The organism is Starkeya sp. ORNL1, from assembly GCF_012971745.1.
Lineage (GTDB): Bacteria > Pseudomonadota > Alphaproteobacteria > Rhizobiales > Xanthobacteraceae > Ancylobacter.
In genome coordinates this window covers 3998161-4020644 of the sequence record NZ_CP048834.1, presented here as the reverse complement: position 1 = coordinate 4020644, position 22484 = coordinate 3998161, and the positions used below count along the sequence as shown (strand labels likewise).

Below are 22484 nucleotides of genomic sequence, written 5' to 3'. Positions count from 1 at the left end.
TCGGATTGGTTCATAGGAAGGCGGGGGCAAGACAAAGATACGGTGATTTGGCAATCCATTCAAATGGAATTGTAGCCATGCACAAACTGCATGGACTGTACCACTAGCCATTCGCTTTCGCGAGGGCGGCGTGTGAGATCAGCCTCGTCCGGCTTGAAGTACATAATCCCCACGCGGGATGCCTACATCCGCACAGTCTGACCGCCATCCACCGTCAGCACATGGCCATTGACGAACGACGCCTCGTCGGAGGCCAGGAACACTGCGGCAGCGCCGATCTCCTCCGGCTTGCCCCAGCGGCCGATCGGCACCCGTACATCGACGAAGCGCGAGAAATCAGCATCGGTCACCAGATGGGCATTCGTCTCGGTGGCGAACATGCCGGGAGCGATGGCGTTGCTGGTGATGCCCTCGCGCGCATGATCCACCGCCAAAGCGCGCATAAGCCCGGTCACTCCACCTTTTGCCGCCGTGTAGACAGAGTCGCCGCGGTTCGCGACATGGCCGACGATCGAGGTCATGAAGATCAACCGGCCATGGCCCTGCCGCTTCATGATCGCTGCCGCTTCACGCGCCAGCAGCGCCGGCGCGATCAGGTCGGTGGCGATGAGCTGCTGCACCTCCTCGGGCGTGAAGGCATCGAGCGGCCGGCGGTCCCGCGCGCCGACATTGTTGACGAGAATGTCGAGCCGCCCGTATCGGGCGACGATAGCCGCCAGCGCCGCCTGGGCGGCTGGGTAGTCGGCGACATCGAAGGCCATGGCATCCACCTCGGCCTCGGTCTCGCGGCGCAATGAGGTAACTGCGGCCTCCAGCCTCCCGGCATCGCGGCCATTGATCACAACTGCCGCACCAGCACGCGCAAGCGCCTTCGCCATCTCATAGCCGAGCCCGCGCCCAGCACCGGTGATGAGGGCGACGCGGCCTTGGAGCGCGAAGAGCGGGCGGGAGCTGGCAACCATGCGGGCATATCTCCAGGAAAGCAGAACCTATCTATTGCCCCCGGTGGTCCGGGCTTTCTACCCGATTTGCACGCTCTGGACGCCTTAGGCGGTTCGCGCGAGGCTAGACGCCGCGACTTCAGCCGGGAGATGACCGTGCCGAAAAGCAAGCAAGCCGAAACAGACGTCACGTCGGGCGGCGGGATCAAGCTCACCCATCCCGACCGGCTCTATTGGCCAGAGGATGGCGTCACCAAGCAGCAGCTCGCCGACCATTACGCTTTGGTCTGGCCGCGCATCGCGCCGCATGTGGTGGGGCGCCCGCTCGCTTTGCTGCGCTGCCCGGATGGCATCTCCCATGCCTGCTTCTTCCAGAAGCATGCCTGGCGCGGCATCAACAAGGCGATCCGGCAGGTGCCGGACCCGGGAGACAATGCGGCCGAACCCTTCCTCATCATCGATGATCTCGACGGACTGATCGCGCTGGCGCAGGCCGGCGCACTGGAGATCCACCCCTGGGGAGCACCGCTCAAGACGCTGGAGACGCCGGACCAGATGATCTTCGATCTCGACCCCGGCGCCGGGGTCGGCTGGGACGGCATGGTCTCCGCCGCCCGCGAGGTGAGGGCGCGGCTGGAGGCAGCGAAGCTCCCTGCGTTCGTCAAGACCTCCGGGGGCAAGGGACTGCATGTGGTGGCACCGGTGGCGCCGAAGGCAGGTTGGGACGAGGTGAAGGACTTCGCCCACGCTCTGGCGGAGAGCATGGCGGCGGACGCACCGGAGCGCATCGTCGCCCAGGCGGCGAAGGCAAAGCGCGACGATCACATCTTCGTCGACTATCTGCGCAATGCGCGCGGCGCCACCGCCGTCGCACCCTATTCCACCCGCGCCCGCCCCGGCGCCGCGGTGGCGACTCCGGTGGCCTGGGACGAGCTCGACGGCCTGGGCAGGGCAAGTGTCTTCACCGTGGCGAACATCGCCAAGCGCCTTCAGGCCGCCGATCCATGGGCCGACTTCCGCAAGGCCGCCGCGCCGCTGCGTTCGTAAAGCCACGTCATCCTGAGGTGTGAGCGCAGCGAGCCTCGAAGGATGCTAATGCAGGAGACGTTCATCGGGGACGGGCATCCTTCGAGGCCGCTTCGCGGCACCTCAGGATGAGGTCGTTTGGAGGCAGGCGCATGTGAGGGACTGGCCGGACCAATTCCTGCATGCCAATGATTTCACACCGGCAATGCCGGACCGGATTCGAGCGCCGCGGGGAGTGCCAGATGCCGCTGATCCAGAACACCTACGGCAAAGGCCGCGTGCGCATCATGCGGGTGAAGCGGGATGGCGAGCGGCACGAGGTGCGCGAGCTCACCGTACAGACGATGCTCACGGGTGCGTTCGAGGCCTCCTACACTGAAGGTGACAATGCCTCGGTGATCGCCACCGACTCCATCAAGAACATCGTCAATATCGTCGCCCGCGACCATGTCGGCGCCGAGAATGAGGACTATGCGGGCAAGCTCGCTGCCTATTTTCTCGACCATTATGCCCATGTCGAGAAGGTCGACATCTTCGCCAGCGAGACCAGATGGGCGCGGCTTGCGGTGGACGGGGCGCCACATGCCCACAGCTTCACGCTCGACGCCAATGGCCGGCCGTTCGTGAAGCTCAGCGCGACGCGCACCGGATCCACCCTCAGCTCCGGCATCGAGGGCTTCACCTTCATGAAGACCACGCAGTCCGGCTGGGAGAATTACTGGATGGACGAGGTCACCACCTTGAAGCCGACCGCCGATCGCATGTTCGCCACCGCCATGGACGCCTCGTGGCGGTGGTCCTCGGTGCCGGCCTCTTATGCTGACGCCAACGCCAAGGTGTTCGATGCCGCGCTGAAGGTGTTCGCCACGACCTATAGCCCCGGCGTGCAGAACACCCTGTATCTGATGGGCGAGGCGGTGCTCGCCGCAGTGCCGGAGATTGCCGAGATTTCGCTCGCCTGCCCGAACAAGCACTATCTGCCGATCGATCTGACCCCGTTCGGCCGATCGTTCGACGGACAGGTATTCGTCCCCACCGACGAGCCGCATGGCCAGATCGAGTGTACGGTGGCGCGGGGCTGAGGCGCGTCAGGCGGCATGGACCTCAACAGCATAGAAGCCGTCGCCCGGCCGCGTCAGCGCGCGGATCTCGCCGGCTTTGCCGGCGGCGACGCATTCCTGGCGGGCGGCACCTGGCTGTTCTCCGAGCCGCAACCGCAATTGAAGCGGCTGATCGACCTGACGGCGCTCGGCTGGCAAGCGCTGCACGCCGACGCCGACGGGCTGGCCATCGCCGCAACCTGCACTGTCGCCGAACTCGACGCCTTCGAGGCCCAAGACGCATGGACCGCGGCGCCGCTGATCGGCCTCGCCTGCCGCGCCTTCCTCGCCTCCTTCAAGATCTGGAACACCGCCACCGTCGGCGGCAATCTGTGCATGGGCCTGCCGGCCGGACCGATGATCTCGCTCGCCGCCGCGCTCGAGGGCGTGTGCGAGATCTGGACGCCGGATGGTGGCGAGCGCCGCCTGCCGGTGGTCGATTTCGTGCGCGGGCCGCAGCACAATGCGCTCGCCCCCGGCGAGGTGCTGCGCGCCATCCATCTGCCGCGCGAGGCGCTCACCCGCCGCTTTGCCTTTCGCCGCGCCTCGCTCTCGCCGATCGGACGCTCCGGCGTGCTGCTGATCGGCACGCTCGCAGGCGCCGAGATGGCGCTGACGGTGACGGCCTCGACCCGCCGCCCGGTGCGCCTCGCCTTCGCCGGCATGCCGGATGCGGCGACGTTGGCGGGCCGGCTGGCGGCCGAGATCCCGGATGCGCTCTATTATGACGACATGCACGGCCGGCCGGACTGGCGCCGGCACATGACCTTCATTTTCGCCGAGGAGATCAGGACCGAGCTGGCGGAGGCACGGGCGTGAGCTTCCTCGTCAACGGCACGACGTTCGACGCCACGCCGCGGCCCGGCCAGTGCCTGCGCAGCTTCCTGCGTGATCTCGGCTGGCTCGGCGTCAAGAAGGGATGCGACGCCGGCGATTGCGGCGCCTGCACCGTGCATCTCGACGGACGGCCGGTGCATAGCTGCCTGGTCCCGGCCTTCAAGGCCGAGGACAAGCCGGTGACCACCATAGAGGGGTTGGGAGCCGGCACGCTCCACCCGATGCAGACCGCCTTCCTCGACGCGCAGGGCTTCCAGTGCGGCTTCTGCACCGCCGGCATGGTGATGACCGCAGCGGCGCTCGACCAGGGCCAGCTCCGCGACCTGCCCGCTGCGCTCAAGGGGAATCTATGCCGCTGCACCGGCTACCGCGCAATCGAAGATGCGATCGGCGGCGTGCCCCATGTAGAGGCGGATGCGGCCGGCGACGGGGTCGGCCGCAATCTGCCGGCGCCGGCCGGCCCCGCCATCGTCACCGGCCAGGTGCGCTACACCATGGATGTCGCCCCTAGTGGCGTGCTCGACGGCCTGCTGCACATGAAGCTGCTGCGCTCGCCTCACGCCTCGGCGCGGATCGTCGGCATCGATACCAGCGCGGCGCTGGCGGTGCCCGGCGTCGTCGCGGTGCTGACGCATGAGGACGCGCCGGCGGTGCTCTATTCGTCCGCCCGCCACCATCACGCGACCGACGACACCGACGACACCCGCGTACTGGACGATGTGGTGCGCCATGTCGGCCAGCGTATCGCTGCCGTGGTGGCGGTGAGCGAGGCGGCGGCGGAAGCCGGGCGCGACCTCATCAAGGTTGAGTACGAGCTGCTGCCTGCGGTGTTCGATCCGGAGGAGGCGATGGCGCCGGGCGCGCCGGTGATCCACGACAAGCCGGCCGCCTCGCGCATCGCCAATGCCGCGCGCAACATCGTCGCCGAGATGCACGGCCATGTCGGCGACGTCGATGCCGGCTTCTCCGAGGCCGACCTCATCCACGAGGGCACCTATGCGACGCAGCGGGTCCAGCACGCCCATCTGGAGACCCATGGCTCGATTGGCTGGATGGACGGCGAGGTGCTCACCCTGCGCACCTCCTCGCAAGTGCCGTTCCTGACCCGCGACGCGCTGGCGACGCTCTATGCGCGGCCACGCGAGAGCGTGCGGGTCTTCACCGAACGGGTCGGCGGCGGCTTCGGCGGCAAGCAGGAAATGCTCACCGAGGACATCGTGGCGCTGGCTGTACTGAAGCTCGGCCGTCCGGTGAAGCTGGAATATACGCGGCAGGAGCAGTTCATGGCCTCGACCAGCCGGCACCCGATGCGGGTCACGGTGAAGCTCGGGGCGAAGCGCGATGGCACGCTGACGGCCATCCAGATACGCGTGATCTCGAACGCGGGCGCCTATGGCAATCACAGCGCCGGGGTGATGTTCCACAGCAGCAATGAAAGTGTCGCGCTCTATCGCTGCGCGAATAAGAAGATAGACGGCTATGCATCCTATACCAACACGCTGCCGAGCGGTGCGTTTCGCGGCTATGGGCTGAGCCAGACCAATTTCGCTGTGGAATCGGCGATGGACGAATTGGCGCATGCGCTCCGCATCGACCCGTTCGCCCTGCGCCGCAAGAATGTGGTGACGCCGGCCGATCCGCTGGTGGCGCTCGACAGCGCGCCGCACGATGTCGAGTTCGGCAGCTACGGCCTCGACCAGTGCCTCGACATTGTCGAGCGTGAGCTGGCGCAGGACGTGGCGCACGGCCTCGATGACGATTGGCTGGTCGGTCGCGGTGTCGCCGCCGCCATGCTCGATACCGTGCCGCCGCGCGGCCATCGCGCCGAGAGCCGCATCGCGCTGATGGCGGATGGCGGCTTCGAGCTTTCCGTCGGCACCGCCGAGTTCGGCAACGGCACCACCACGGTGCATGCGCAGATCGCCGCCACGATACTCGGCACGACATCGGGGCGCATCCGCATCCGCCAGTCCGACACCGCAAACGGCGGCTTTGATACTGGCGCCTATGGCAGCACCGGCACGGTGGTCGCCGGCGAGGCGACGCGCCGGGCGGCAGCGGCGCTGTCGGAAGCGATACGGGAAGCCGCCGCCGCACGGCTCGGCGTCGTGACCGCGGCCTGCCGACTGGAAGACGGACATATCGCCGCCGGCGATCGCCGCATCGCTCTGGCGGATCTCGCGCCGCTCAGCACGGAAGGCGTCGCCGACGGCACGCCGCGCTCGGTCGCCTTCAATGTGCAGGGGTTTGAGGTCGCGGTGCATCGCCGTTATGGCGAGATCCGCATATTGCGCAGCATCCACGCCGCCGACGCCGGCACGGTGATCAATCCGATGCAGTGCCGCGGCCAGATCGAGGGCGGCGTTGCCCAGGCCATCGGCGCCGCGCTCCATGAAGCGATGCTGGAAGATGGCGAGGGCCGCATCACCAACCCGACCTTTCGCGGCTACCACATCCCGGCCTTCGCCGACGTGCCGCGCACCGACGTATTCTTCGCCGACACGTCGGACAGGCTGGGGCCGCTGGGGGCGAAATCCATGAGCGAGAGCCCGTTCAATCCGGTCGCGGCGGCGCTGGCCAATGCCATCTTCGACGCCACCGGCGTGCGCTGCACCGCGACGCCGTTCAAGGCCGACACGCTCTATCGCGCCGTCATCGAGGAGCAGAGCGAGCGAACATGAAGGCGATCCGCGCTGCTGCCGTCACCCTGAAGGACAATCCGTTCGAGAAGAGCGTAGCCGACTGCCTCGTTTATCACGAGGATGCACTGGTGTTGGTCGAGGACGGCACCATCGCCGCCTTCGGCCCGTATGCCGAGCTGGCGCCAACCCTGCCGGCCGGCGCCGATCTGGTGGAATATCCGGATGGCCTGATGATGCCGGGCTTCATCGACGCCCATGTGCATTATCCGCAGCTCGAAGTGATCGGCGCCTATGGCAGCCAGCTGCTGGAATGGCTGGAGCGCTACACTTTTCCCGCCGAGCAGCACTTCGCCGATGCCGCGCATGCGGACGCGGTGGCGAAGCTGTTCCTGCGCGAATTGCTGCGCGCCGGCACCACCACGGCGATGGTCTATTGCACCGTGCATCCGCAATCGGTCGAGGCGTTCTTCGCCGAGTCCGTGCGCTACAATACGCGCATGATCGCCGGCAAGGTGCTGATGGACCGTAATGCGCCGGCCGCGCTGCTCGACACCGCCGAGCGCGGCTATGATGAGAGCGACGCCTTGATCCGCCGCTGGCACGGCACGGGCCGCCAGCTCTATTGCGTCACCCCGCGCTTCGCCCCGACCAGCACGCAGGCCCAGCTGGACGCCGCCGGTGCGCTGTTGAGGGCGCATGACGGCGTCTATCTGCAGACCCACCTGTGCGAGAACCTCGACGAGATCGCCTGGGTGCACGAGCTGTTCCCGGAACGCGCCTCCTATCTCGATGTCTATGCGCATACCGGGCTGGTGGGCGCGCGCTCGATGTTCGGGCACGGCATCCATTTGCACGAGCATGATTTCTGCACTTGCCACCAGGCCGGCGCGGCGCTGGCGCATTGCCCGACCTCGAACCTCTTCCTCGGCAGCGGGCTGTTCAAGCTGTTCGAGGCGGCCGACCCGGTGCGCCCGGTGCGGGTCGGGCTCGGCACCGATGTCGGCGGCGGCACCAGCCTCTCGCAATTGCAGACGCTGAACGCCGCCTACAAGGTCGCCGCTATGGCCGGGCACAAGCTGAACGCGGTGCAGGCCTTCTATCTGGCGACGCTGGGCGGCGCCCGTTCGCTGCATCTCGACGAACGGCTCGGCCGGCTGGCGCCGGGCTATGAGGCCGACCTCGTGGTGCTCGACCCCAAAGCGACGCCGCTTATGGCGTTCCGCAACGGCTATTGCCGCGACATCATCGAGCAGCTCTTCATGCTGATGGTGCTCGGCGACGATCGAGCGGTGCGTGCCACCTATGTCGCCGGCGAAACCGTCTATGATCGCGAGCGCAGCGGCGATCCGTTCCGCTATGCTGAAGGATGAGGCCATGGCGCCCGTAACCCTCGACGAGCTGAACGCCGCCTTCGACGCCGATTTCGTGCTGGCGCTCGACGGCATCTACGAGCACGCGCCGTGGGTAGCTGAGGCCGCTGCGCCACATCGGCCCTATCCCACCGTCGCCGCCTTGCACGAGGCGCTGATGGGCGCGGTCCGTGCACAGACGGCAGACGAGCAGATCGCCTTCGTGCGCAACCATCCCGACCTTGCCGGCAAGGCGGCGCGCGCTGGCGATATGGCGCCGGCCTCGGTCTCCGAACAGGCCGGGCTCGGCCTCGACCGGCTGTCGCACGAGGAATATGACCGCTTCGAACGGCTGAACGCCGCCTACCAGCAGCGCTTCGGCTTTCCCTTCGTGGTCTGCGTGCGCCGCATGACGCGCGACGCGGTGCTCGACACCTTCGAGCGCCGGCTCGGCAATGATCCCGCGGCCGAACTGGCCACCGCGCTCGACGAGATCGGCTACATAACCCGCCTGCGCCTTGTTGAGCGGGTCGACGGCCCCGGCTTGCCGCCGGTGTTCGGCCGGCTCTCCACTCATGTGCTCGACACCCACCGCGGCGGCCCGGCTGAGGGCGTCGCGATCGCGCTCTATGAAGTCGGCCGCTCCGGCCGCGCCAGGCTCGCGGAAGCAGTGACCAATGCGGATGGCCGCACTGACGTCCCGCTCCTCAGTGGCGCGCCGCTGCGCATCGGCGTCTATGAGCTGGTGTTCCAGGTCGGCGAGTATTTCTCCCGTCGCGGGCTCGATCTGCCGGGCCAGCCCTTCCTCGGGGAGGTGCCGCTGCGCTTCGGCATCAGCGAGCCCGAAGGCCACTATCACGTGCCGCTGCTGGTCACGCCCTGGGGCTTCTCCACCTATCGCGGCAGCTGAACGGGCTAGAGCATTTTCCGATCAGATGGAATCATCTGATCGAAGAGGAGTTGCTCCAGCTTATTGATCTAGAGCACTCATCTGTCGTTCGGATGTTTCCATCCGAACGGAAAGGGCTCTAGTCGGGCGGAACGCTTTGCCCACCTCAAGTAGCCACGCCCTTCATCCAGATATGCTCGACGTCGGTATGACGTCTCCTAGCCAAATGTCGTGTGCGGGCAGACACCGCGCAGACTGGGTCGGCTCATCTCGAATTTGGTACCACTCCTGCGGTGGGGCTTGCTCTGGACCTCAGCAACCAGAAGGTAAGCGAACATGGATGTATACGAGGCGGTTACGAGCCGGCGGGCGGTACGCGGATTCACCGACCGAGATATATCGAAGGAAATGCTGGAGCGCGTGCTGTCCGCTGCGGCCTGGTCGCCGTCCGGATCGAACCTCCAGCCATGGAACACCTATGTGGTGACAGGCGCGCCGCTGGCCGAGCTCAAGAAACGCGCGGGCGAGCGTGTGGCGGCACGCACCCCGTGGGACGAGCGGGAGTACGAAATGTACCCACCCGAACTGGAGTCCCCCTACCGCGATCGCCGCTCCGCCTTCGGCCATGAACGCTATAGCGCACTCGGCATTACGAGCGACGACTGGGAGGCACGCCAGAGGGCCGCCTCCGCGAACTGGGATTGCTTCGGCGCGCCTGCCGCCCTGTTCTGCTACATCGACCGCGACCTCGGTGCGCCCCAATGGGCCGACGTCGGCATGTATCTGCAGACCGTCATGCTGCTGCTGCGCAGTGAAGGATTGCACAGCTGCCCGCAGATGGCGTGGTCTGTGTATCGCAAGACCGTCGCCGAGGTCCTGTCGCCGCCCGAAGGGCTCATCCTCTTCTGTGGGATGTCGATCGGATACGAGGATGTCACAGAGCCTTACAAACGCACCGGCCGGGCGCCGCTCAACGAGACCGTCACCTTCGTCGAGGGTTGATCCCAGATCTGCGCCCTGCCGCCTGAGCGGCTATTTGGCGAGCGCGGCGGCGCGGTCGAAGGCGCTCGGGAAACCCTTCAGCGAGATGCTGAACGGCGCTTCCTTGCCGCCGTCGGCCGTCGCCTTGATGCGCAGCGCGGTGCCCTTGCGCAGCAGCGCCAGCCCCCTGGCATCGAAGGTGATCGGCACGATGCAGCCCGCCGGCAGGCAGGTGCGGAAGCGCTGCACCGGCGTCGCGGTGCCGTCATCGACCTGGAGCGTGACGCCGGCATCGAGCGCGAGGCCGAAGGGCAGCACCAGCGTGCCCTGCGCCCCCGTCGCCGAAGGCTGCAACTCCAGCGCCAGCACCCGCTGGCGGGTGCGGCTGTCGGCCTGCTCCTGGGCAAGGGCACAGAGCTTAACGCTCTTTCCGGCCTGGGCGTCGATCCGGCAGGTGACGATCCAGTCGCCATGGTTTTCGCGGAGCGAACTGGCCCCGCCGGGCAGGCTCGGGGCCTCCTGGGCGGTGGCGGTGGCGGCAAAGGCACCGGAGACGACGACGCCGATCAGCGCGGCGTACAGCCACGCAAGGGACCTGTTGGACATTCTTCCGCTCAAAACCTGACTGTGACGCTGCCGTGAACGCTCTGGTCGATCATGCCGTCACCGAATTGTCCACCGTATGACACTCCGGGCGCCGTCACTTCGGTCACGTCCATATCGATCCCGGCTTCCACAACAAGAACGCTCCGCACGAGCGACATGCCCCCAATGACGAACGGCTCGGCCCTGAACCGTGATCCCGATGATCGCCGGCTGAGCGCCAGGCCGGATATGGACCGGCGAACTCGGGCTTGTTTGACCGGTGCGCCATTCCGGAACAGCCAGACCTTATCTTTCGGCGGATCGGAGGCGCGCCTTGTCGAGGCTATGAGCCGTAGCGAATAAACTTTCGCGCGTCACCGCAACGCTCGGCCGCGACACTGAGCAAGCGCCCCCACCCCGGCGGGGACTGCAGAAGTACCTTCGTGGTTGAGTCGCTAACCTTGATCAATTGCACCATATACCGATTGGGAGGACCCTCCGCCGCAGTGACCTCATAGAGGCTACCAGCCACAATAACCTTGACCTGATGTTTTACATCGTTGGATCTGTTGATCTTGTTGATCATCGCTGCATCCATACCACTTACGATGCAGCTGGCGGCTTCGTCGATCGGCGCGTCGATCAGCCAGATATCTTGCGGCGGCTTGCCTTCCGGCGTGTACATGCATCCGCCGCTCGCGAGCAAAAGCCCGAGCAGAACCGCCGTTTTTAAAACCATCCGAACACCAACCTCAAACAAAGCCTGATGGCCCGAACCGACGCAGGACGCTCTGCGTGACATACGGCTGCCATCGACGTTCCGCAACGGACGGTAGAAAACTGTAGCTTCGCGGCGAATCCGTTGAAACGGCGCTCCAAATTCGTTGAGATGTTTGATGTGCCGTGTCTAAGCCACGCTGGCGTGCACCGCGACGAGCTGGTGGAAGCAGGCGTCCAGCGTGGGTACGTCGAACGCGCCGGCCTCCAGCCCGATGGTGAAGACCAGGCTGCCGTCGGTGGCGAGGCCGGCATGCAGGAAGCGGTTGGTGGTGGGATCGCGCCGCGCCGCCGCCAGCGCCTTCAGTTCCGCCGTGCGGTCGGGCCGCGCCGGTTTACGGGCGAGGCTGATCAGCGCGCGGCCGTCGGAACCCGGCGTCAGTGTCAGCACGCCGGATTGCCGGAAGGCGAAGCTGTAGCTGCCGTCGCGCGCCGGTTTTGAGGGCAGGCCGAGACTGGCGGCGAAGGCATCGACCACCATTTGCGCGCCGGCGGCGAATTCGGCCATCAGTTGCCTCCCGTATCGCGCTTCGGCGTGCCGCCATTCTGCTGCTTGTCGAAGGCTGCCTCCTCGTCGCCGACGAGACGGTCGAGCAGCGAGCGCAAGGTCGCGTTCTGCTGGAGGCGGGCCTGCATCGAGGGCATGACGTCGTCCGGTATCTCGCCGTGCAGGCCGTGCAGGCCGGTGGCGAAGGCGAGCTGACTGGCGGGTTCGGCTGTCTGCAGCTTGCCGAGCAGCGCCCGCGCATCGGCGAGGCCGACCGCCGACTGCGCGGCGAAGTTCAACAGCCGGCTCGCGGTCTCGCGCACATCGATCTGTCCGCGCTCGTCCTTCGGCAGCAGGCGCTCGGTGGTGCGCACCAGCTGCGTGGTGCCGTCCATCACGCTCTGCAGCTTCTTCAGCTTGGACAATTCGGTGAGCAGACCGTGCAGGAAGCCGGGATCGGTGGACGAAGTGGTGCCGGCAAGATCGCGCCCGGCCGCCTCCATGAAGGTCGCCACCGTCTCGGTGAAGCTCTTCATCATGTCGAACTTGCCGAGCGCGTCGAACAACTGGCCCATATTCATGGTCTCGCGCAGCATGGCGCGATAGGTGTCGCGCACCGTGGCCGGATCGGTCTCCAGCGTCGCTGCGGCCTTCGCCGCGACCTCGGCGGCGGCGAAGCCGGCGCGTACGTCACGGGCGATGTCGGTCTTCTCGAATTCGCCGCGCGCCTCGTCGAGCAGCAGCTGGAATTCGCTCGGGGCGCCCGCCGCCGCGAAATAATCTCGCGCCAGGTCGAGCGCGGCATACTGATGGGTGACGTCGCCGTCGAAATCGCGCAGCGCGGCGAGGATGTCTTCCTTGGTCGGCCCGCCGCCGCCGGAGCCCGCTTTCTCCATCAATTGCTGGAAGCTCTCGAGCTGATCGACCAGCGCCTTGAGCTGCACCTCCCGCGGCATATCGGGAAGCTTGTCGTAATAATCGGCGATGCGGGCCAATGCCTCGAGATTGGCGCCGGAGCCCTGGCGCACCTCGTGCTGCGCCAGCGTACGCTTGTCGGCGCGGTGCGCCACCGACATGCCGAGCTCCTCGGCGGCGTCGGCCAGCTTCGAGCTCTCCGAGGAAGCGACCACTTCCTCGCCGCGATAGGCACCGCGCGCTTCCTGCATCACCTCCGCGCCAACCGGGGAGATGACGTTGAAAGCGGCGATGTTCTGCCGCACGACCTCGGTCGGCACCGCCATTTTGGGCTCCGTACAGCTCTGTTCGTCGAACCAACGATTGCCGTTAGGTAAGATGTCTCAACACGCAGAAAGCCGGCCGCTCCGGTGACGGACCAGCTTTCCGGTATTTTCCGGGCACGGCAATGAGGCGCAGTGCGCCCCGGCCGATCAGGCGACGTTGCGTGCGATGGTCTTCAGCGTATCCGACACGCTCTTCAGCATGTTGGTGCGCAGATTGCTGATCGCCGACCAGCTGTTCATCGCCATCTGCATCGAGAACATCTTCTCGGTGTCGGAGAGGTTGGCGTTCTGCTCGATGGCGCGGATGTCGTCCTCGATCTGGCCCATCTGCTCCTGGAGATACTTCTGGCGCCAGATCAGGTCGAAGCCGTCCTTGTTGGTGTAGTTGCCGGTCCAGTCGGTCGGCGGGGATTCCGGGACGGTCGGCGCGTAGATCGAGGAAGTACCGGGCATGTCACTCTCCTTGGGTCGTGCCGGAAACGGGGAAGGCGCTCGCGACGGCCCGTGCCGCCGCAATCGCACGCACGGCGGCTTCATTGCGCCTGAAGGCGTCGGGCGGCAGGCCGGACTTCTCCAGCGCCGCCAGCTGCTCCTTCAAGGCATCGAGCCGGCCGAGAATGCCGGCCTTGAGCTCGGCACCAGATGCGCCGCGCAGGCCCTCTTCCAGATCGGTCATGCCGAAATCTAGCGCAGGCGCGGGGGCGCCCGCTGTGCCAAACGTCACCGTAATCCCTCCTCGATGGCGAGCGCCTCGAGCTGCGGCCGGTTGACGATGAGGATGCAGCGATCCTGGATCACCAGCCAGCCGGCGCGCTCCCAGGTCTTGATGGCGCGATTGACGTTGCCGCGGGCGCCGCGCGCCATCAGGCCGAGGTCGGTCTGGGTGACGAAGGCGCCGATATAGGGCACCTCGCGGCCGCGATGGGTGGTGCGGGTGCCAAGCCCGTCGGCGAGCCGGAGCAGGGTCTGGGAGAGCCGCGCCTGCAAGGTCTTGAGGCCGAGGCTGCGGGTCAGGCCAACATAGGCGCGATAGCGCCGCGCCACCACGCGGCCGAGCGCCGCCTCCAGCTCCGGGTAGCGCTGGCCGAGCGCGCGGAAGGTGCGCGCCGGGATGCTGGCGATGGTGACGTTGCCAATCGCCGTCGCCATGTCGCAATGCGTGCCGGCCTCGAACACCCCGACCTCGCCGAAGCTCTCGCCGGGCGGCAGGATGCCGAACAGGATCGGCGAGCCGTCCTCCAGCAGATAGGACAGGCGCACATGGCCGGAGCGGACGAAATAGAGATAGTCGGCGTCGTCGTCCTGCAGATAGATGAACTCGTTGGGCCCGCAGGTGCGCCGGCTCAGCGCCTGCGCCAGCGACAGCCGCGCCGCGGCGCTGATGCCGGCGAATTCGCGCGAATCGAGGAACGCCGAGGGCTCCCCGCGCGCCGCGCCGGGCAGACCGGCCGGCGGCTCGAGCAAGCCGGCGCCGGCAAGCGTCGAAGGCAGCGTGGCGTTCGGCGTCAAGAGCTCATCCCTGTTGCACGCGAATCGCGACGCGCCCGCGGACGCATCCGGTCACGGAGCGCGAAGAACGACGGATTGCGGGACAAGGAGATGCCGCGCTTTCGCGCATAGAACCGGCCGCCCCCGCAAGCCTTCTTCTTTCCCGGTCCGCAAAAACCTGTCAGCGGCATGCAACTCTGTCAATATAGATGCAAGTGAAAGGCCAAACACGCGACGATATTGCTAGTATCGTAGAATGATTTCTAACTTTGGATAAAAGAAGCGAAAACGATACATTGACGGGATGAGCGATATCTAGCCCGGTCACAACGGAATGTGCTTAATAGCACCCGACGGAACCGCTGCGGCGCACCGCGGCCATAGGGAAGGCCGGCCGCTGCCAAAGGCAACGCCGCGGGCGGGCGGGTTCCGGGGAGGCGGGGATTGAGCGACACGGCGGCTTCGACGAACACCGTCCTCAAGATTCTGAACGGCGTGCAGGCCGGTGTCGAGGTATCGCTGGTTCCCGGCGAATACAGCCTCGGCTCCGGCGCCGACGATATCCAGCTCATCGATGTCGCGCTGAAAGCCGGCCATGCGCGCCTGCGCGTCGGCCCGGGCAAGATCGAGATCCATGGCGCCGCCGGCACGCTGCGCAGCTCGGCCGGGCTGGTGCTGCCGGAGGCCGGCGACTGGCAGGAGGTGCAGCCGCTCGACGTGCTGGTCGCCGGCACCACGCGCTTCGCGCTCGGCCCGCCCGGCGCCAACTGGGCCTCGATCACCGAGGATGACGCCAATGGCCGCCCGCCACCGCCGCCCCGCCGGCCATCGGCGCCGCTGATCCCCGAACGGGTCCGCCCCTATGCCGCGCCGATCGCCGCGGCCGCGTTGCTCGGCCTCGTCGGCGTGCTCTATTTCCTGTTCGGCCCGGCGATAGCGCCGAAGAGCACCCCGGTCGACGGCCGCACCGAGATGGAGATCGCCCAGAGCGCGCTCGCCCCGCTCGGCTTCGCCCGCAATCTTCAGCTCCGCCGCGAGGTCGACGGCACCATCTATCTCACCGGCTATGTCGAGAGCCCGGTCGAGCGCCGCGCCGTGACCGGCGCGATCGAGGCCACCGGCGTCCCGGTGCGCATGCGCATCTGGGTGCTGGCGGCGATGCGCGAGGAGATCGCGCGGCTGATCGAATCGCAGAAGGTGACCATCAACTTCGCGCTCGCGCCCGACGGCACCGTCACACTCGACGGCACCTTGCTCGACAGCACCCGGGCGAGCACGGTCGAGGCGCTGGTGCGCGACAATGTGCTCGGCGTTGCCAAGGTGGTGTCGAACATCCGCACCGCCGATACGCTGCTCGCCGATGCCAGGCGGCTCGGCCAGCAATCGCAGATCGACCCGTTCGTCATGCTGCGCCTCGACGGCAACCTGATCGAGGCCAACGGCACCATCCCGGTCTACAAGATCGATCCCTGGGTCGGCTTCCTCCAGGCCTATGCGACGCGGCTCGCCAAGGAAATCCCGCTGCGCTCCTTCGTCCAGCTCCAGGGCGTCGCGCAGGCCTCGGGCGAGACGCCGGCGCCGAACGGCCCGGCCATCGTCATCGGCGAGAACGCGACCGACGGCCGCCCGCTCAATGTGGAGACCCTGCGCCAGGGCACGTTCAAGCTGAGCGATGTCTTCGTGAACCAGCCGCAGGAAGGCGCGACCTCGCCCGGCGCCGCCGCGGCAGCCGCGGCGACCGGTCCCACCGGCCGACCGATAGGGGGACGGCCGGGCGGCCCGGCGCCGGCTACCGGGAACGCTGCTCCCGGGGGGCCGCGCGTCGACCTGTCGAGCCTGCTGGCGACACCAGCCGCCGCGGCGACGGCTCCCGGCAGCCCACCCGCCGGCGCGGCACCCCCGGGCGCGCCGGCCAGCGCCGCCGGGGTCGCCACTACGCCGCCGGCGGCGGGCGGCCCGCGCGTGGTCGGCCAGGGCGTGACCGCGCCAGTCAATGTGCCCGTGGTCTCGACCGATCTCGCCGGTGGCAAGATCGACGATCTGGCGCGCAGCCTGCTGCTGCGCTGGGCCGGCAAGAAGCTCACCCGGGACGGCGACGAGCGCCAGCTCGACGCCTCGCTCAACGCGCTGGAGCAGGGCCACATCGCGGCCGCCGCCGGCGTGTCGGAGGGCGAGAAGGCCACGCTGCGAGCGCGCTACAGTCCGCTGTTCGCACCGAGGGGCGCCGGCGTTACCGATCCGGCGGAGTGCTGGCCGGGCGCGCGGGTGAAGGCCTCCAACGTCACCGCCGCCATCTTCTGGCTCGACCTCCTGAGCGTCTCCGACAGCGTGTCGCTGGTCTCGTTCGATGCCGAATTGCAGCCGCTGCTGCTGCAGGCGGCGCTCGATCCCAAGCGGGTCGCCGCCTGCGCTTCGAGGAACCCGACCAGCGCGCAGGTCGGCCGGCAATCGGTCTATCTCAATGAGGTCAGGCACAATCCGGACTTCGTGCATTACATCGTGCGTGACCTGAAGCCCTACGCGCTCGACATTGTCGGCGCCGACGCCACCAATGAGCGCTTCGTGCAGACCCGCACCGGCGCGCGCATGTATGAGGGCGCGGCGCCCGACACCGAGAGCCGGCTAGCCGCCGTCGGCGAGCTCGGCGCCATCGTGCAGTCGCGCGACGGCTGGTCGGCGGTGATCTTCGGCCCGACCATCGGCTGGCTGGCGCAGTAGGTCTGCGAGTTGGCCGCCGAACACTTCGGTACGGAAGCTGGAACCACGTCATCCTGAGGTGCCCGGCGTCAGCCGGGCCTCGAAGGATGCTGAAACAGGAGGCCGCCATCGGGGACGGCCATCCTTCGAGGCTCGCTGCGCTCGCACCTCAGGATGACGTGGTCCCTCCCGAAGCGCGACGAGCCTCACGCCCACCACGCCTCCCCTCAATCCCCCCGCGCCACCCGATGATCCCCGGCATCCATGTCGATCACGCCATGGTCCAGCCGTCCACCATAGAGCAGCGCCTGGTTCTTGGTCACCCAGGCCAGCACCTCGGCCACCGCGTCGAAGAACTCGTCCGGCACCGGCGCATTGATCTCGGCATCGGCGAATAGCGCACGCGCCAGCAGCACGTTGCGGAAGATCGGCACGCCCGCCTCCTCGGCCGCCTCGCGCAGCCGGTAGGCCTGCAGATTGCGGCCCTTGGCGGTGACGATGGGCAGCGGGCGCTCCTCGGGCTTGTAGCTCAGCACCACGGCGAAATGGGTCGGGTTCACCACCAGCGCGCTGCCCGAGCGCGCCGCCTGCGGGCCGTCGCCCATGGCGAGTTCCTGGGCGAGCTGGCGGCGATGGCCCTTGATGTGCGGATCGCCTTCGCTCTCCTTGTATTCGCGGTGCACCTCGTCCTTCGTCATCATCAGGCTCTTGGTGAAGCTGTAGCGCTGATAGGCGAAGTCGGCCGCCGCCACGATGAGGAAGGCGAGCAGCGAATAGAGCAGCACGTCGGTGATGGCGATGCCGGTGATCCGGGTGAGGCAGGGCATGCCGCAGGCCACCGAGGTCAGGAAGCCGCCGAGCGCGCCGCGTATCACATAATAGAGCAGCACCGAGAGGAAGATGATCTTCAACACCGACTTCAAGAGTTCAATGAGGCTCTTCATCGAGAACAGCCGCTTGAAGCCGGCGCCGGGGCTGATCTTCTCCAGCTTCGGCATGATGCTCTCGAAGGAGAACACGCTGCCGAACTGGAAATAGTTCGCCGCGATGCCAGCGATGACGGTGATGCCGATCACCGGCAGCAGCACCAGCGCCACGTCCTTGGCGGTGATGAAGATGCCGGCGGCCGCGCTGGTGCGGAAGTCGCCCATCACCGAGAGCTGCGCCGCCTGGCCGAACAGCACGACCATCTTGTCGACCAGCAGGTTGAAGGACGCCCAGAGATAGGCGATCACCGCGAACAGCGAGATCGTCGTGACCACCTCCTGGCTGCGCGCCACCTGCCCTTTCTGACGGGCGTCGCGCACCTTCTTCGGGGTGGGTTGTTCGGTCTTCTCGCCGGAGGACTGGCCGCTCATCAGGGATTGCCCTGGATGATGCCGTTCGGCAGCAGCAGCGGTCCGCCGGGATCGACCACGGAGCGCAGCCGACCGATGACATCGGTGACGAACAGCATCTGGTCGGCCGCGTGCGGCAGCAACACCGAGAAATAGAAGATCAGCATGAAGATGGCGAGGCCGCTCTTGATCGGCATGGCCAGAATGAAGACCTGCACCTGCGGCGCGAAGCGGCTGACGATGGCGAGGGCGAATTCGGCGAGGAACATCACCGCGACGATCGGCCCGGCCAGCACCAGGACGAGGCGCATCGCCTGGTCGGTGAAGCCGAGCACCAGTTCCGGGAAGTTCGGCGCGATGGCGGGCATGACGACGGTCGCCGGCCAGATCGCATAGGACTGATAGAGCAGCCCGAGCACCGGCAATATGACGCCGGCGGCGTAGACATAGGCGAAGAAGGCCTGCGAGAACAGGATGCCGAGCGGCGAGGTCTCCTGCCCCTGCATCGGGTCGATCGAGGCGGCGATGGCGGCGCCGCGCTGGTTGTCGATCAGCGCGCCGGCCGATTGCACCGCCCAGAAGATCCAGCCGACCAGATAGCCCAGCACGAAGCCGATCACGCCCTCCTTCACCACCAGCAGGGCGATCGAGGCGACCGAGCGGTCGAAGGCTTCGGCGTGCACCATGTTGATCGGCACCGCGGCGATGGCGAGCGAGAGGATCGCCACCGTCCGGGTCAGCCGCGGCACCGCCGAGGAGTTCAGCAGCTGTGCCGTCTCCAGGAACGCATAGATCCGCGGAATGGTGAGGAACAGCGCGATGAACTCCCGGTCGAACGTCCGGAAGAAGAACAGGATGGTCTCGCGCAGCTCGTTCATCCCGGCCCCGCGCGCGTCAGGTCATGCTCGGGAAATCGTCGAACAGGCGCAGCGTGTAGTTCATCATCTCGCTGCCGAGCAGGCTGGACATGGCGGCGATGGTCGCGGCCACCGCGATCAGCTTGATGGCGAAGGAGACGGTCTGTTCCTGCACCTGGGTCAGCGCCTGCAACAGGCTGATGCCGATGCCGACCACCGAAGCGACCAGGATCGGCGGCAGCGAGAGCAGCATCACCAGCATCATGGATTCGGTGATGGCGTGCAGTGCGGTCTCGGGGGTCATGGCGCGTCCTCACATATAGGTCTTGACCAGCCCGAGGATCAGCCGCGACCAGCCGTCGATCATGACGAACAGGAACAGCTTGAAGGGCAGCGATATTGTTAGCGGGCTAACCATCATCATGCCCATGGCGAGCAGGATGTTGGAGACAATGAGGTCGATGGCGATGAATGGGAGATAGAGCAGGAAGCCGATCTCGAATGCCTCGCGCAGCTGCGTCACCGTGAAGGCCGGCAGCACCACGGCGATGCTCTCATGGTCGAGCTTGTCGGCCATCTCCTTCGGCCACAGCGTCTTCGCCGCCTCGATGAAGAACAGCTTCTCGCGTTCGCCGGCATGCCGGTTGAGGAAGCCGGCGAGCGGCCCGCGGCCGGCCTCATAGGCCTGGCGCATGCCGTCGGCGGTGGTGAAGGTGTATTGGCCGGTGGAGAGGATGTCATAGGTCTGCACCGCCACCGGCGCCATGATGTAGCCGGAGAGGATGATGGCGAGCGCGTTCAGCGCCATGTTCGGCGGGATCTGCTGCACGCCGAGCGCATTGCGCACCAGCAGGAACACCACCGAGAGCTTGGTGTAGGCGGTGGCGACCACGGCGAGGAAAGGCATCAGGGCCGCGATCGCCAGCACCAGGATCAGGTTTAACGGATCGACCATCGGCGGCTCCGGCTGGCCTCTCGTCTCAGGCGCCGAGCGCGAGGCGCGAAATGCGCACCGCCGGCCGCTCGTCGATGGTGACGAGATCGCCGCTGCCCACCACCTGGCCATTGATGCGGATCGTCACCTCCAGCCCGCGGGTCGGCGCCGGCGGGGCCAGCGGCACCACCGCGCCGGGTTGCCAGCTCTCGATCTCGCCGATCGGCACGGTGACGCTGCCGAGATCGAAATCGACATCGATGAGGAGCGGCGGGCGGCTGTCGTCGGTGCTCATGGCCGATCCTTGAAGTCGGGTGCGGTTCTGCCGGGCGGGCTCACGGGCGCGGCACTGCCAGCCGCCCTCGGTACGGGCGAAGCGGTAGAGCGCAGCGCCAGTGCGCAGCGTTGCGGTGTCCGCGGGAGCCGGCGGGAAGACCGCCAGCGCCCCGGGAACGAGGGAAGCAAGTTCGGCCCGGCTCAGCGTCAGCGCACCAAGGGTGAAATGCCCGGTCTCTGTCAGACGCCTGGCGAGGCCGCTCCATGCGGTCCGGGCCTGCGGCTCCAGCGCCAACAGGGCGGCGAGCAGCGCGTCGCGGGCGCAGCCGACCCGCAGCTCCACCGGCTCCTGCGCAATGCCGGCGACGCTCACCGCGAACCATGCGAGCCCGGCCGGCTCGGTGCGCCCGGCAAGCTCGCCGGCGGAGCCGAAGCCGAGCACCTGCACCTCGCCGATCAGGCCGGGCGGCAGTACATTGCGCACCGCCGCCACCATGCCCTCGACCAGTGCGACATGCAGCGCCGGCGGCAGGTCAGGGACCGCGCTCGCGGTCAGCTCGGCTCCGAACAGCGCGCGGAACGGGAAGCTGTCGACCACGACCACCAGATGCGGCGCCCGCTCCGGCAGCAGCGAGATCGCCCAGCTCTGCGGCGCCGGCGGCTCTGTCGGCACGAACATCGCCGCCGTGCCGCGCGCGGCGAGCGGCAACGGCGCGCCGGAATGGCTGAGCATGGCATTCCACAGCGCCTCGCGGCCGGGCGTGGTCCAGAGCTGCGGCGGTACGAACGGTTCGACCCTCACGCGGCATCCCCCGAAGGTTCACGCGGCGCTGCCGGGGCGTCGAGCACCCGTACGTCGAACACCCGGACTTGGCGGCGGGCGAAGCGCGCTTGCAGCCGCTCCGCCAGCATCTGCGCCGCGCGCACCAGTTCCTCGGAAGCCGGACCGGTCGAGCGCGTGAGCGTGACGTCGATGCCGTCGGCCGTCATCTCCACGGTGAGGGCGGAAAGCCCCGGCACCATGTCGCCGAGATCGAGCCGCAGCGCGATCGGCTGGCCGGGCGCCAGCGCCGTCTCGGCGCGCACCGCCTGCTCGACGCGCACGGCCAGCGCCTCGACCCGGGCCGCGGCCTCGCTGGGAGCCGGCGCCGGCGCGGCCGGCTGCGGCATCAGCGCGAAGCCACTTGGCCGTTCGACCTGCGCCAGCAGGCGCAGCTGACCGGGATCGACACCCGTCGCCTCGTCGTCGGTGTCGCGGTCCCGCGCGCCGGCCCGGCCGCGCTCGGCCTCCTGCCCGCTCTCGCTGAGCGCGCGGCGCAGGCTTTCCTCGAAGGCGCCCTGGCTGTGCGGCGGCGTGCCATGCCGCGAGGCACCGTCGCGCAGCGCACCGTGATGGTCCTGGCCGAGCTGATGGCCGATGCCGGAGCCGAGGCCGTCCTCGTGCTGCCGGCGCTCGCGCGCCGGCAGGCGGCCGGGATCGAAGGAGGGGGCACCGTTCTGCAGCGCGCCCGCGCTCGCCTGTCCGGGATTGTGCGGTCCGATGCGCGTCATGCCGGCACCTTCTTGCCGCGGGAGAACAGGTCCTCGATCTCGACCTCTTCCTTGGCATCGACGATCGCCAACGCCTCGCGCACCAGCTCGTCGGTGATGATGTTGTATTTGTCGCGCGCCTTGAGCGCGAGGTTGTGCGCGCGGATCGCGGCCTGGAGCTCTTCCTCCAGCCGGCTCAGCACATGGGCCGCGCGCTCCACCTCGTCCTTCAGGCGGGCGTGGGCCTTCTCCAGCTCGACCACCTTGGCGCGGGCCTCGTCGAAGGCGTCGGGCTCGACCACCTTGCCGAGCAGCTCGGCATAGATGGCGTCCTCGCGGGCCGGCAGGCTCGCTGCGCTCTCCGCCACCACCTCGCGGGCGCGGACAAGGCGCTGCTGCGCCTCTGCCACCTGGCCACGCTTGGCCTGGAGCGCACGGAACGCCTGCTCCTCGCGCAGCTGCTTGATGCGGAGCAGCACCTTGATCTGGCCGATCATCGCGTGTGGCCTC

The 22484-nt window shown here is 67.6% G+C and carries 22 protein-coding genes and 1 pseudogene; 8 read left to right on the top strand and 15 right to left on the bottom strand.

Features of this window, described 5'->3' with window-relative positions:
- Positions 1-182 precede the first annotated feature (182 nt).
- Positions 183-962 carry an SDR family oxidoreductase gene (locus G3545_RS19145; RefSeq protein ID WP_170014856.1) on the bottom strand — a complete coding sequence of 260 codons (780 nt, stop codon included), beginning with the start codon at positions 960-962 and terminating at the stop codon, positions 183-185.
- Positions 963-1145: 183 nt separating this feature from the next.
- Here G3545_RS19145 and ligD point away from each other — a divergent pair.
- The 7 genes and pseudogenes from ligD to G3545_RS19110 all read left to right on the top strand — a co-directional run.
- Positions 1146-1988 (top strand): annotated as a pseudogene (gene ligD / locus G3545_RS19140) (non-homologous end-joining DNA ligase); the annotation flags it as partial.
- Positions 1989-2209: 221 nt separating this feature from the next.
- Positions 2210-3049: a factor-independent urate hydroxylase gene (gene pucL / locus G3545_RS19135; protein ID WP_170014854.1), complete on the top strand. Its 840-nt coding sequence runs from the start codon at positions 2210-2212 to the stop codon at positions 3047-3049.
- Positions 3050-3064: 15 nt separating this feature from the next.
- Positions 3065-3886, top strand: coding sequence for an FAD binding domain-containing protein (locus G3545_RS19130; RefSeq protein ID WP_170014853.1), 822 nt, complete (start codon positions 3065-3067; stop codon positions 3884-3886).
- Positions 3883-6585 carry a molybdopterin cofactor-binding domain-containing protein gene (locus G3545_RS19125; RefSeq protein ID WP_170014852.1) on the top strand — a complete coding sequence of 901 codons (2703 nt, stop codon included), beginning with the start codon at positions 3883-3885 and terminating at the stop codon, positions 6583-6585. Before G3545_RS19130 ends, G3545_RS19125 begins: the two co-directional genes overlap by 4 nt.
- Positions 6582-7916 carry a guanine deaminase gene (gene guaD / locus G3545_RS19120; protein ID WP_170014851.1) on the top strand — a complete coding sequence of 445 codons (1335 nt, stop codon included), beginning with the start codon at positions 6582-6584 and terminating at the stop codon, positions 7914-7916. Before G3545_RS19125 ends, guaD begins: the two co-directional genes overlap by 4 nt.
- A gap of 4 nt (positions 7917-7920) precedes the next feature.
- Positions 7921-8805, top strand: coding sequence for a 2-oxo-4-hydroxy-4-carboxy-5-ureidoimidazoline decarboxylase (uraD, locus tag G3545_RS19115; RefSeq protein WP_170014850.1), 885 nt, complete (start codon positions 7921-7923; stop codon positions 8803-8805).
- Positions 8806-9120: 315 nt separating this feature from the next.
- Positions 9121-9786: a nitroreductase gene (locus tag G3545_RS19110; protein ID WP_170014849.1), complete on the top strand. Its 666-nt coding sequence runs from the start codon at positions 9121-9123 to the stop codon at positions 9784-9786.
- Positions 9787-9816: 30 nt separating this feature from the next.
- Here the strand turns inward: G3545_RS19110 and G3545_RS19105 are convergent, their stop codons facing one another.
- The 7 genes from G3545_RS19105 to G3545_RS19075 form a co-directional block, all read right to left on the bottom strand.
- Positions 9817-10371: an invasion associated locus B family protein gene (locus G3545_RS19105; RefSeq protein ID WP_170014848.1), complete on the bottom strand. Its 555-nt coding sequence runs from the start codon at positions 10369-10371 to the stop codon at positions 9817-9819.
- Between the two features lie 322 nt (positions 10372-10693).
- Positions 10694-11035, bottom strand: coding sequence for a hypothetical protein (locus G3545_RS19100; protein ID WP_170014847.1), 342 nt, complete (start codon positions 11033-11035; stop codon positions 10694-10696).
- 222 nt (positions 11036-11257) lie between these two features.
- Positions 11258-11635, bottom strand: coding sequence for a CesT family type III secretion system chaperone (locus G3545_RS19095; protein WP_170014846.1), 378 nt, complete (start codon positions 11633-11635; stop codon positions 11258-11260).
- Entirely contained in the window at positions 11635-12855 is a 1221-nt protein-coding gene (locus G3545_RS19090; RefSeq protein WP_170014845.1) for an HrpJ domain-containing protein, read from the bottom strand. The genes G3545_RS19095 and G3545_RS19090 overlap by 1 nt, the downstream gene beginning before the upstream one ends.
- Before the next feature lie 147 nt (positions 12856-13002).
- Complete coding sequence (locus G3545_RS19085) at positions 13003-13308, bottom strand: EscF/YscF/HrpA family type III secretion system needle major subunit (protein ID WP_170014844.1); 306 nt, start codon at positions 13306-13308, stop codon at positions 13003-13005.
- Position 13309: 1 nt separating this feature from the next.
- A complete protein-coding gene (locus tag G3545_RS19080) occupies positions 13310-13531 on the bottom strand; it encodes a hypothetical protein (protein ID WP_170014843.1) in 222 nt (73 codons plus the stop codon).
- A 44-nt stretch (positions 13532-13575) separates the two neighbouring features.
- Positions 13576-14364 carry a Crp/Fnr family transcriptional regulator gene (locus tag G3545_RS19075; RefSeq protein ID WP_170014842.1) on the bottom strand — a complete coding sequence of 263 codons (789 nt, stop codon included), beginning with the start codon at positions 14362-14364 and terminating at the stop codon, positions 13576-13578.
- A gap of 423 nt (positions 14365-14787) precedes the next feature.
- Between G3545_RS19075 and G3545_RS19070 the strand changes: the two genes are divergently transcribed.
- The gene (locus tag G3545_RS19070; protein ID WP_170014841.1) at positions 14788-17061 is read left to right on the top strand and encodes a hypothetical protein; all 2274 of its coding nucleotides are present in this window, start codon (positions 14788-14790) and stop codon (positions 17059-17061) included.
- Positions 17062-17267: 206 nt separating this feature from the next.
- Here the strand turns inward: G3545_RS19070 and sctU are convergent, their stop codons facing one another.
- Genes sctU through G3545_RS19035 form a run of 7 tightly spaced genes read right to left on the bottom strand, consistent with a single transcriptional unit; the run spans position 17268 to position 22471 of the window.
- Complete coding sequence (gene sctU / locus G3545_RS19065; RefSeq protein WP_170014840.1) at positions 17268-18398, bottom strand: type III secretion system export apparatus subunit SctU; 1131 nt, start codon at positions 18396-18398, stop codon at positions 17268-17270.
- Complete coding sequence (gene sctT, locus G3545_RS19060) at positions 18398-19255, bottom strand: type III secretion system export apparatus subunit SctT (protein ID WP_170014839.1); 858 nt, start codon at positions 19253-19255, stop codon at positions 18398-18400. Before sctT ends, sctU begins: the two co-directional genes overlap by 1 nt.
- Before the next feature lie 16 nt (positions 19256-19271).
- Positions 19272-19538, bottom strand: a complete 267-nt coding sequence (sctS, locus tag G3545_RS19055) for a type III secretion system export apparatus subunit SctS (protein ID WP_170014838.1) — start codon at positions 19536-19538, stop codon at positions 19272-19274.
- A 9-nt stretch (positions 19539-19547) separates the two neighbouring features.
- Positions 19548-20189 carry a type III secretion system export apparatus subunit SctR gene (gene sctR / locus G3545_RS19050; protein WP_170014837.1) on the bottom strand — a complete coding sequence of 214 codons (642 nt, stop codon included), beginning with the start codon at positions 20187-20189 and terminating at the stop codon, positions 19548-19550.
- 25 nt (positions 20190-20214) lie between these two features.
- Positions 20215-21246, bottom strand: a complete 1032-nt coding sequence (locus tag G3545_RS19045) for a FliM/FliN family flagellar motor switch protein (protein WP_170014836.1) — start codon at positions 21244-21246, stop codon at positions 20215-20217.
- Entirely contained in the window at positions 21243-21995 is a 753-nt protein-coding gene (locus G3545_RS19040; RefSeq protein ID WP_170014835.1) for a hypothetical protein, read from the bottom strand. Before G3545_RS19040 ends, G3545_RS19045 begins: the two co-directional genes overlap by 4 nt.
- On the bottom strand, positions 21992-22471 hold the full coding sequence (locus G3545_RS19035; RefSeq protein WP_170014834.1) for a YscO family type III secretion system apparatus protein: 480 nt from the start codon (positions 22469-22471) through the stop codon (positions 21992-21994). Before G3545_RS19035 ends, G3545_RS19040 begins: the two co-directional genes overlap by 4 nt.
- Between the last annotated feature and the right edge of the window lie 13 nt (positions 22472-22484).

Excerpts from the sequence above, each read along its gene's own strand:
- G3545_RS19145 (WP_170014856.1), bottom strand. The coding sequence starts at position 962 with ATGGTTGCCAGCTCCCGCCCGCTCTTCGCGCTCCAAGGCCGCGTCGCC.
- pucL (WP_170014854.1), top strand. The coding sequence starts at position 2,210 with ATGCCGCTGATCCAGAACACCTACGGCAAAGGCCGCGTGCGCATCATG.
- G3545_RS19130 (WP_170014853.1), top strand. The coding sequence starts at position 3,065 with ATGGACCTCAACAGCATAGAAGCCGTCGCCCGGCCGCGTCAGCGCGCG.
- guaD (WP_170014851.1), top strand. The coding sequence starts at position 6,582 with ATGAAGGCGATCCGCGCTGCTGCCGTCACCCTGAAGGACAATCCGTTC.
- uraD (WP_170014850.1), top strand. The coding sequence starts at position 7,921 with ATGGCGCCCGTAACCCTCGACGAGCTGAACGCCGCCTTCGACGCCGAT.
- G3545_RS19110 (WP_170014849.1), top strand. The coding sequence starts at position 9,121 with ATGGATGTATACGAGGCGGTTACGAGCCGGCGGGCGGTACGCGGATTC.
- G3545_RS19105 (WP_170014848.1), bottom strand. The coding sequence starts at position 10,371 with ATGTCCAACAGGTCCCTTGCGTGGCTGTACGCCGCGCTGATCGGCGTC.
- G3545_RS19100 (WP_170014847.1), bottom strand. The coding sequence starts at position 11,035 with ATGTACACGCCGGAAGGCAAGCCGCCGCAAGATATCTGGCTGATCGAC.
- G3545_RS19095 (WP_170014846.1), bottom strand. The coding sequence starts at position 11,635 with ATGGCCGAATTCGCCGCCGGCGCGCAAATGGTGGTCGATGCCTTCGCC.
- G3545_RS19090 (WP_170014845.1), bottom strand. The coding sequence starts at position 12,855 with ATGGCGGTGCCGACCGAGGTCGTGCGGCAGAACATCGCCGCTTTCAAC.
- G3545_RS19085 (WP_170014844.1), bottom strand. The coding sequence starts at position 13,308 with ATGCCCGGTACTTCCTCGATCTACGCGCCGACCGTCCCGGAATCCCCG.
- G3545_RS19080 (WP_170014843.1), bottom strand. The coding sequence starts at position 13,531 with ATGACCGATCTGGAAGAGGGCCTGCGCGGCGCATCTGGTGCCGAGCTC.
- sctU (WP_170014840.1), bottom strand. The coding sequence starts at position 18,398 with ATGAGCGGCCAGTCCTCCGGCGAGAAGACCGAACAACCCACCCCGAAG.
- sctT (WP_170014839.1), bottom strand. The coding sequence starts at position 19,255 with ATGAACGAGCTGCGCGAGACCATCCTGTTCTTCTTCCGGACGTTCGAC.
- sctS (WP_170014838.1), bottom strand. The coding sequence starts at position 19,538 with ATGACCCCCGAGACCGCACTGCACGCCATCACCGAATCCATGATGCTG.
- sctR (WP_170014837.1), bottom strand. The coding sequence starts at position 20,189 with ATGGTCGATCCGTTAAACCTGATCCTGGTGCTGGCGATCGCGGCCCTG.
- G3545_RS19040 (WP_170014835.1), bottom strand. The coding sequence starts at position 21,995 with ATGACGCGCATCGGACCGCACAATCCCGGACAGGCGAGCGCGGGCGCG.
- G3545_RS19035 (WP_170014834.1), bottom strand. The coding sequence starts at position 22,471 with ATGATCGGCCAGATCAAGGTGCTGCTCCGCATCAAGCAGCTGCGCGAG.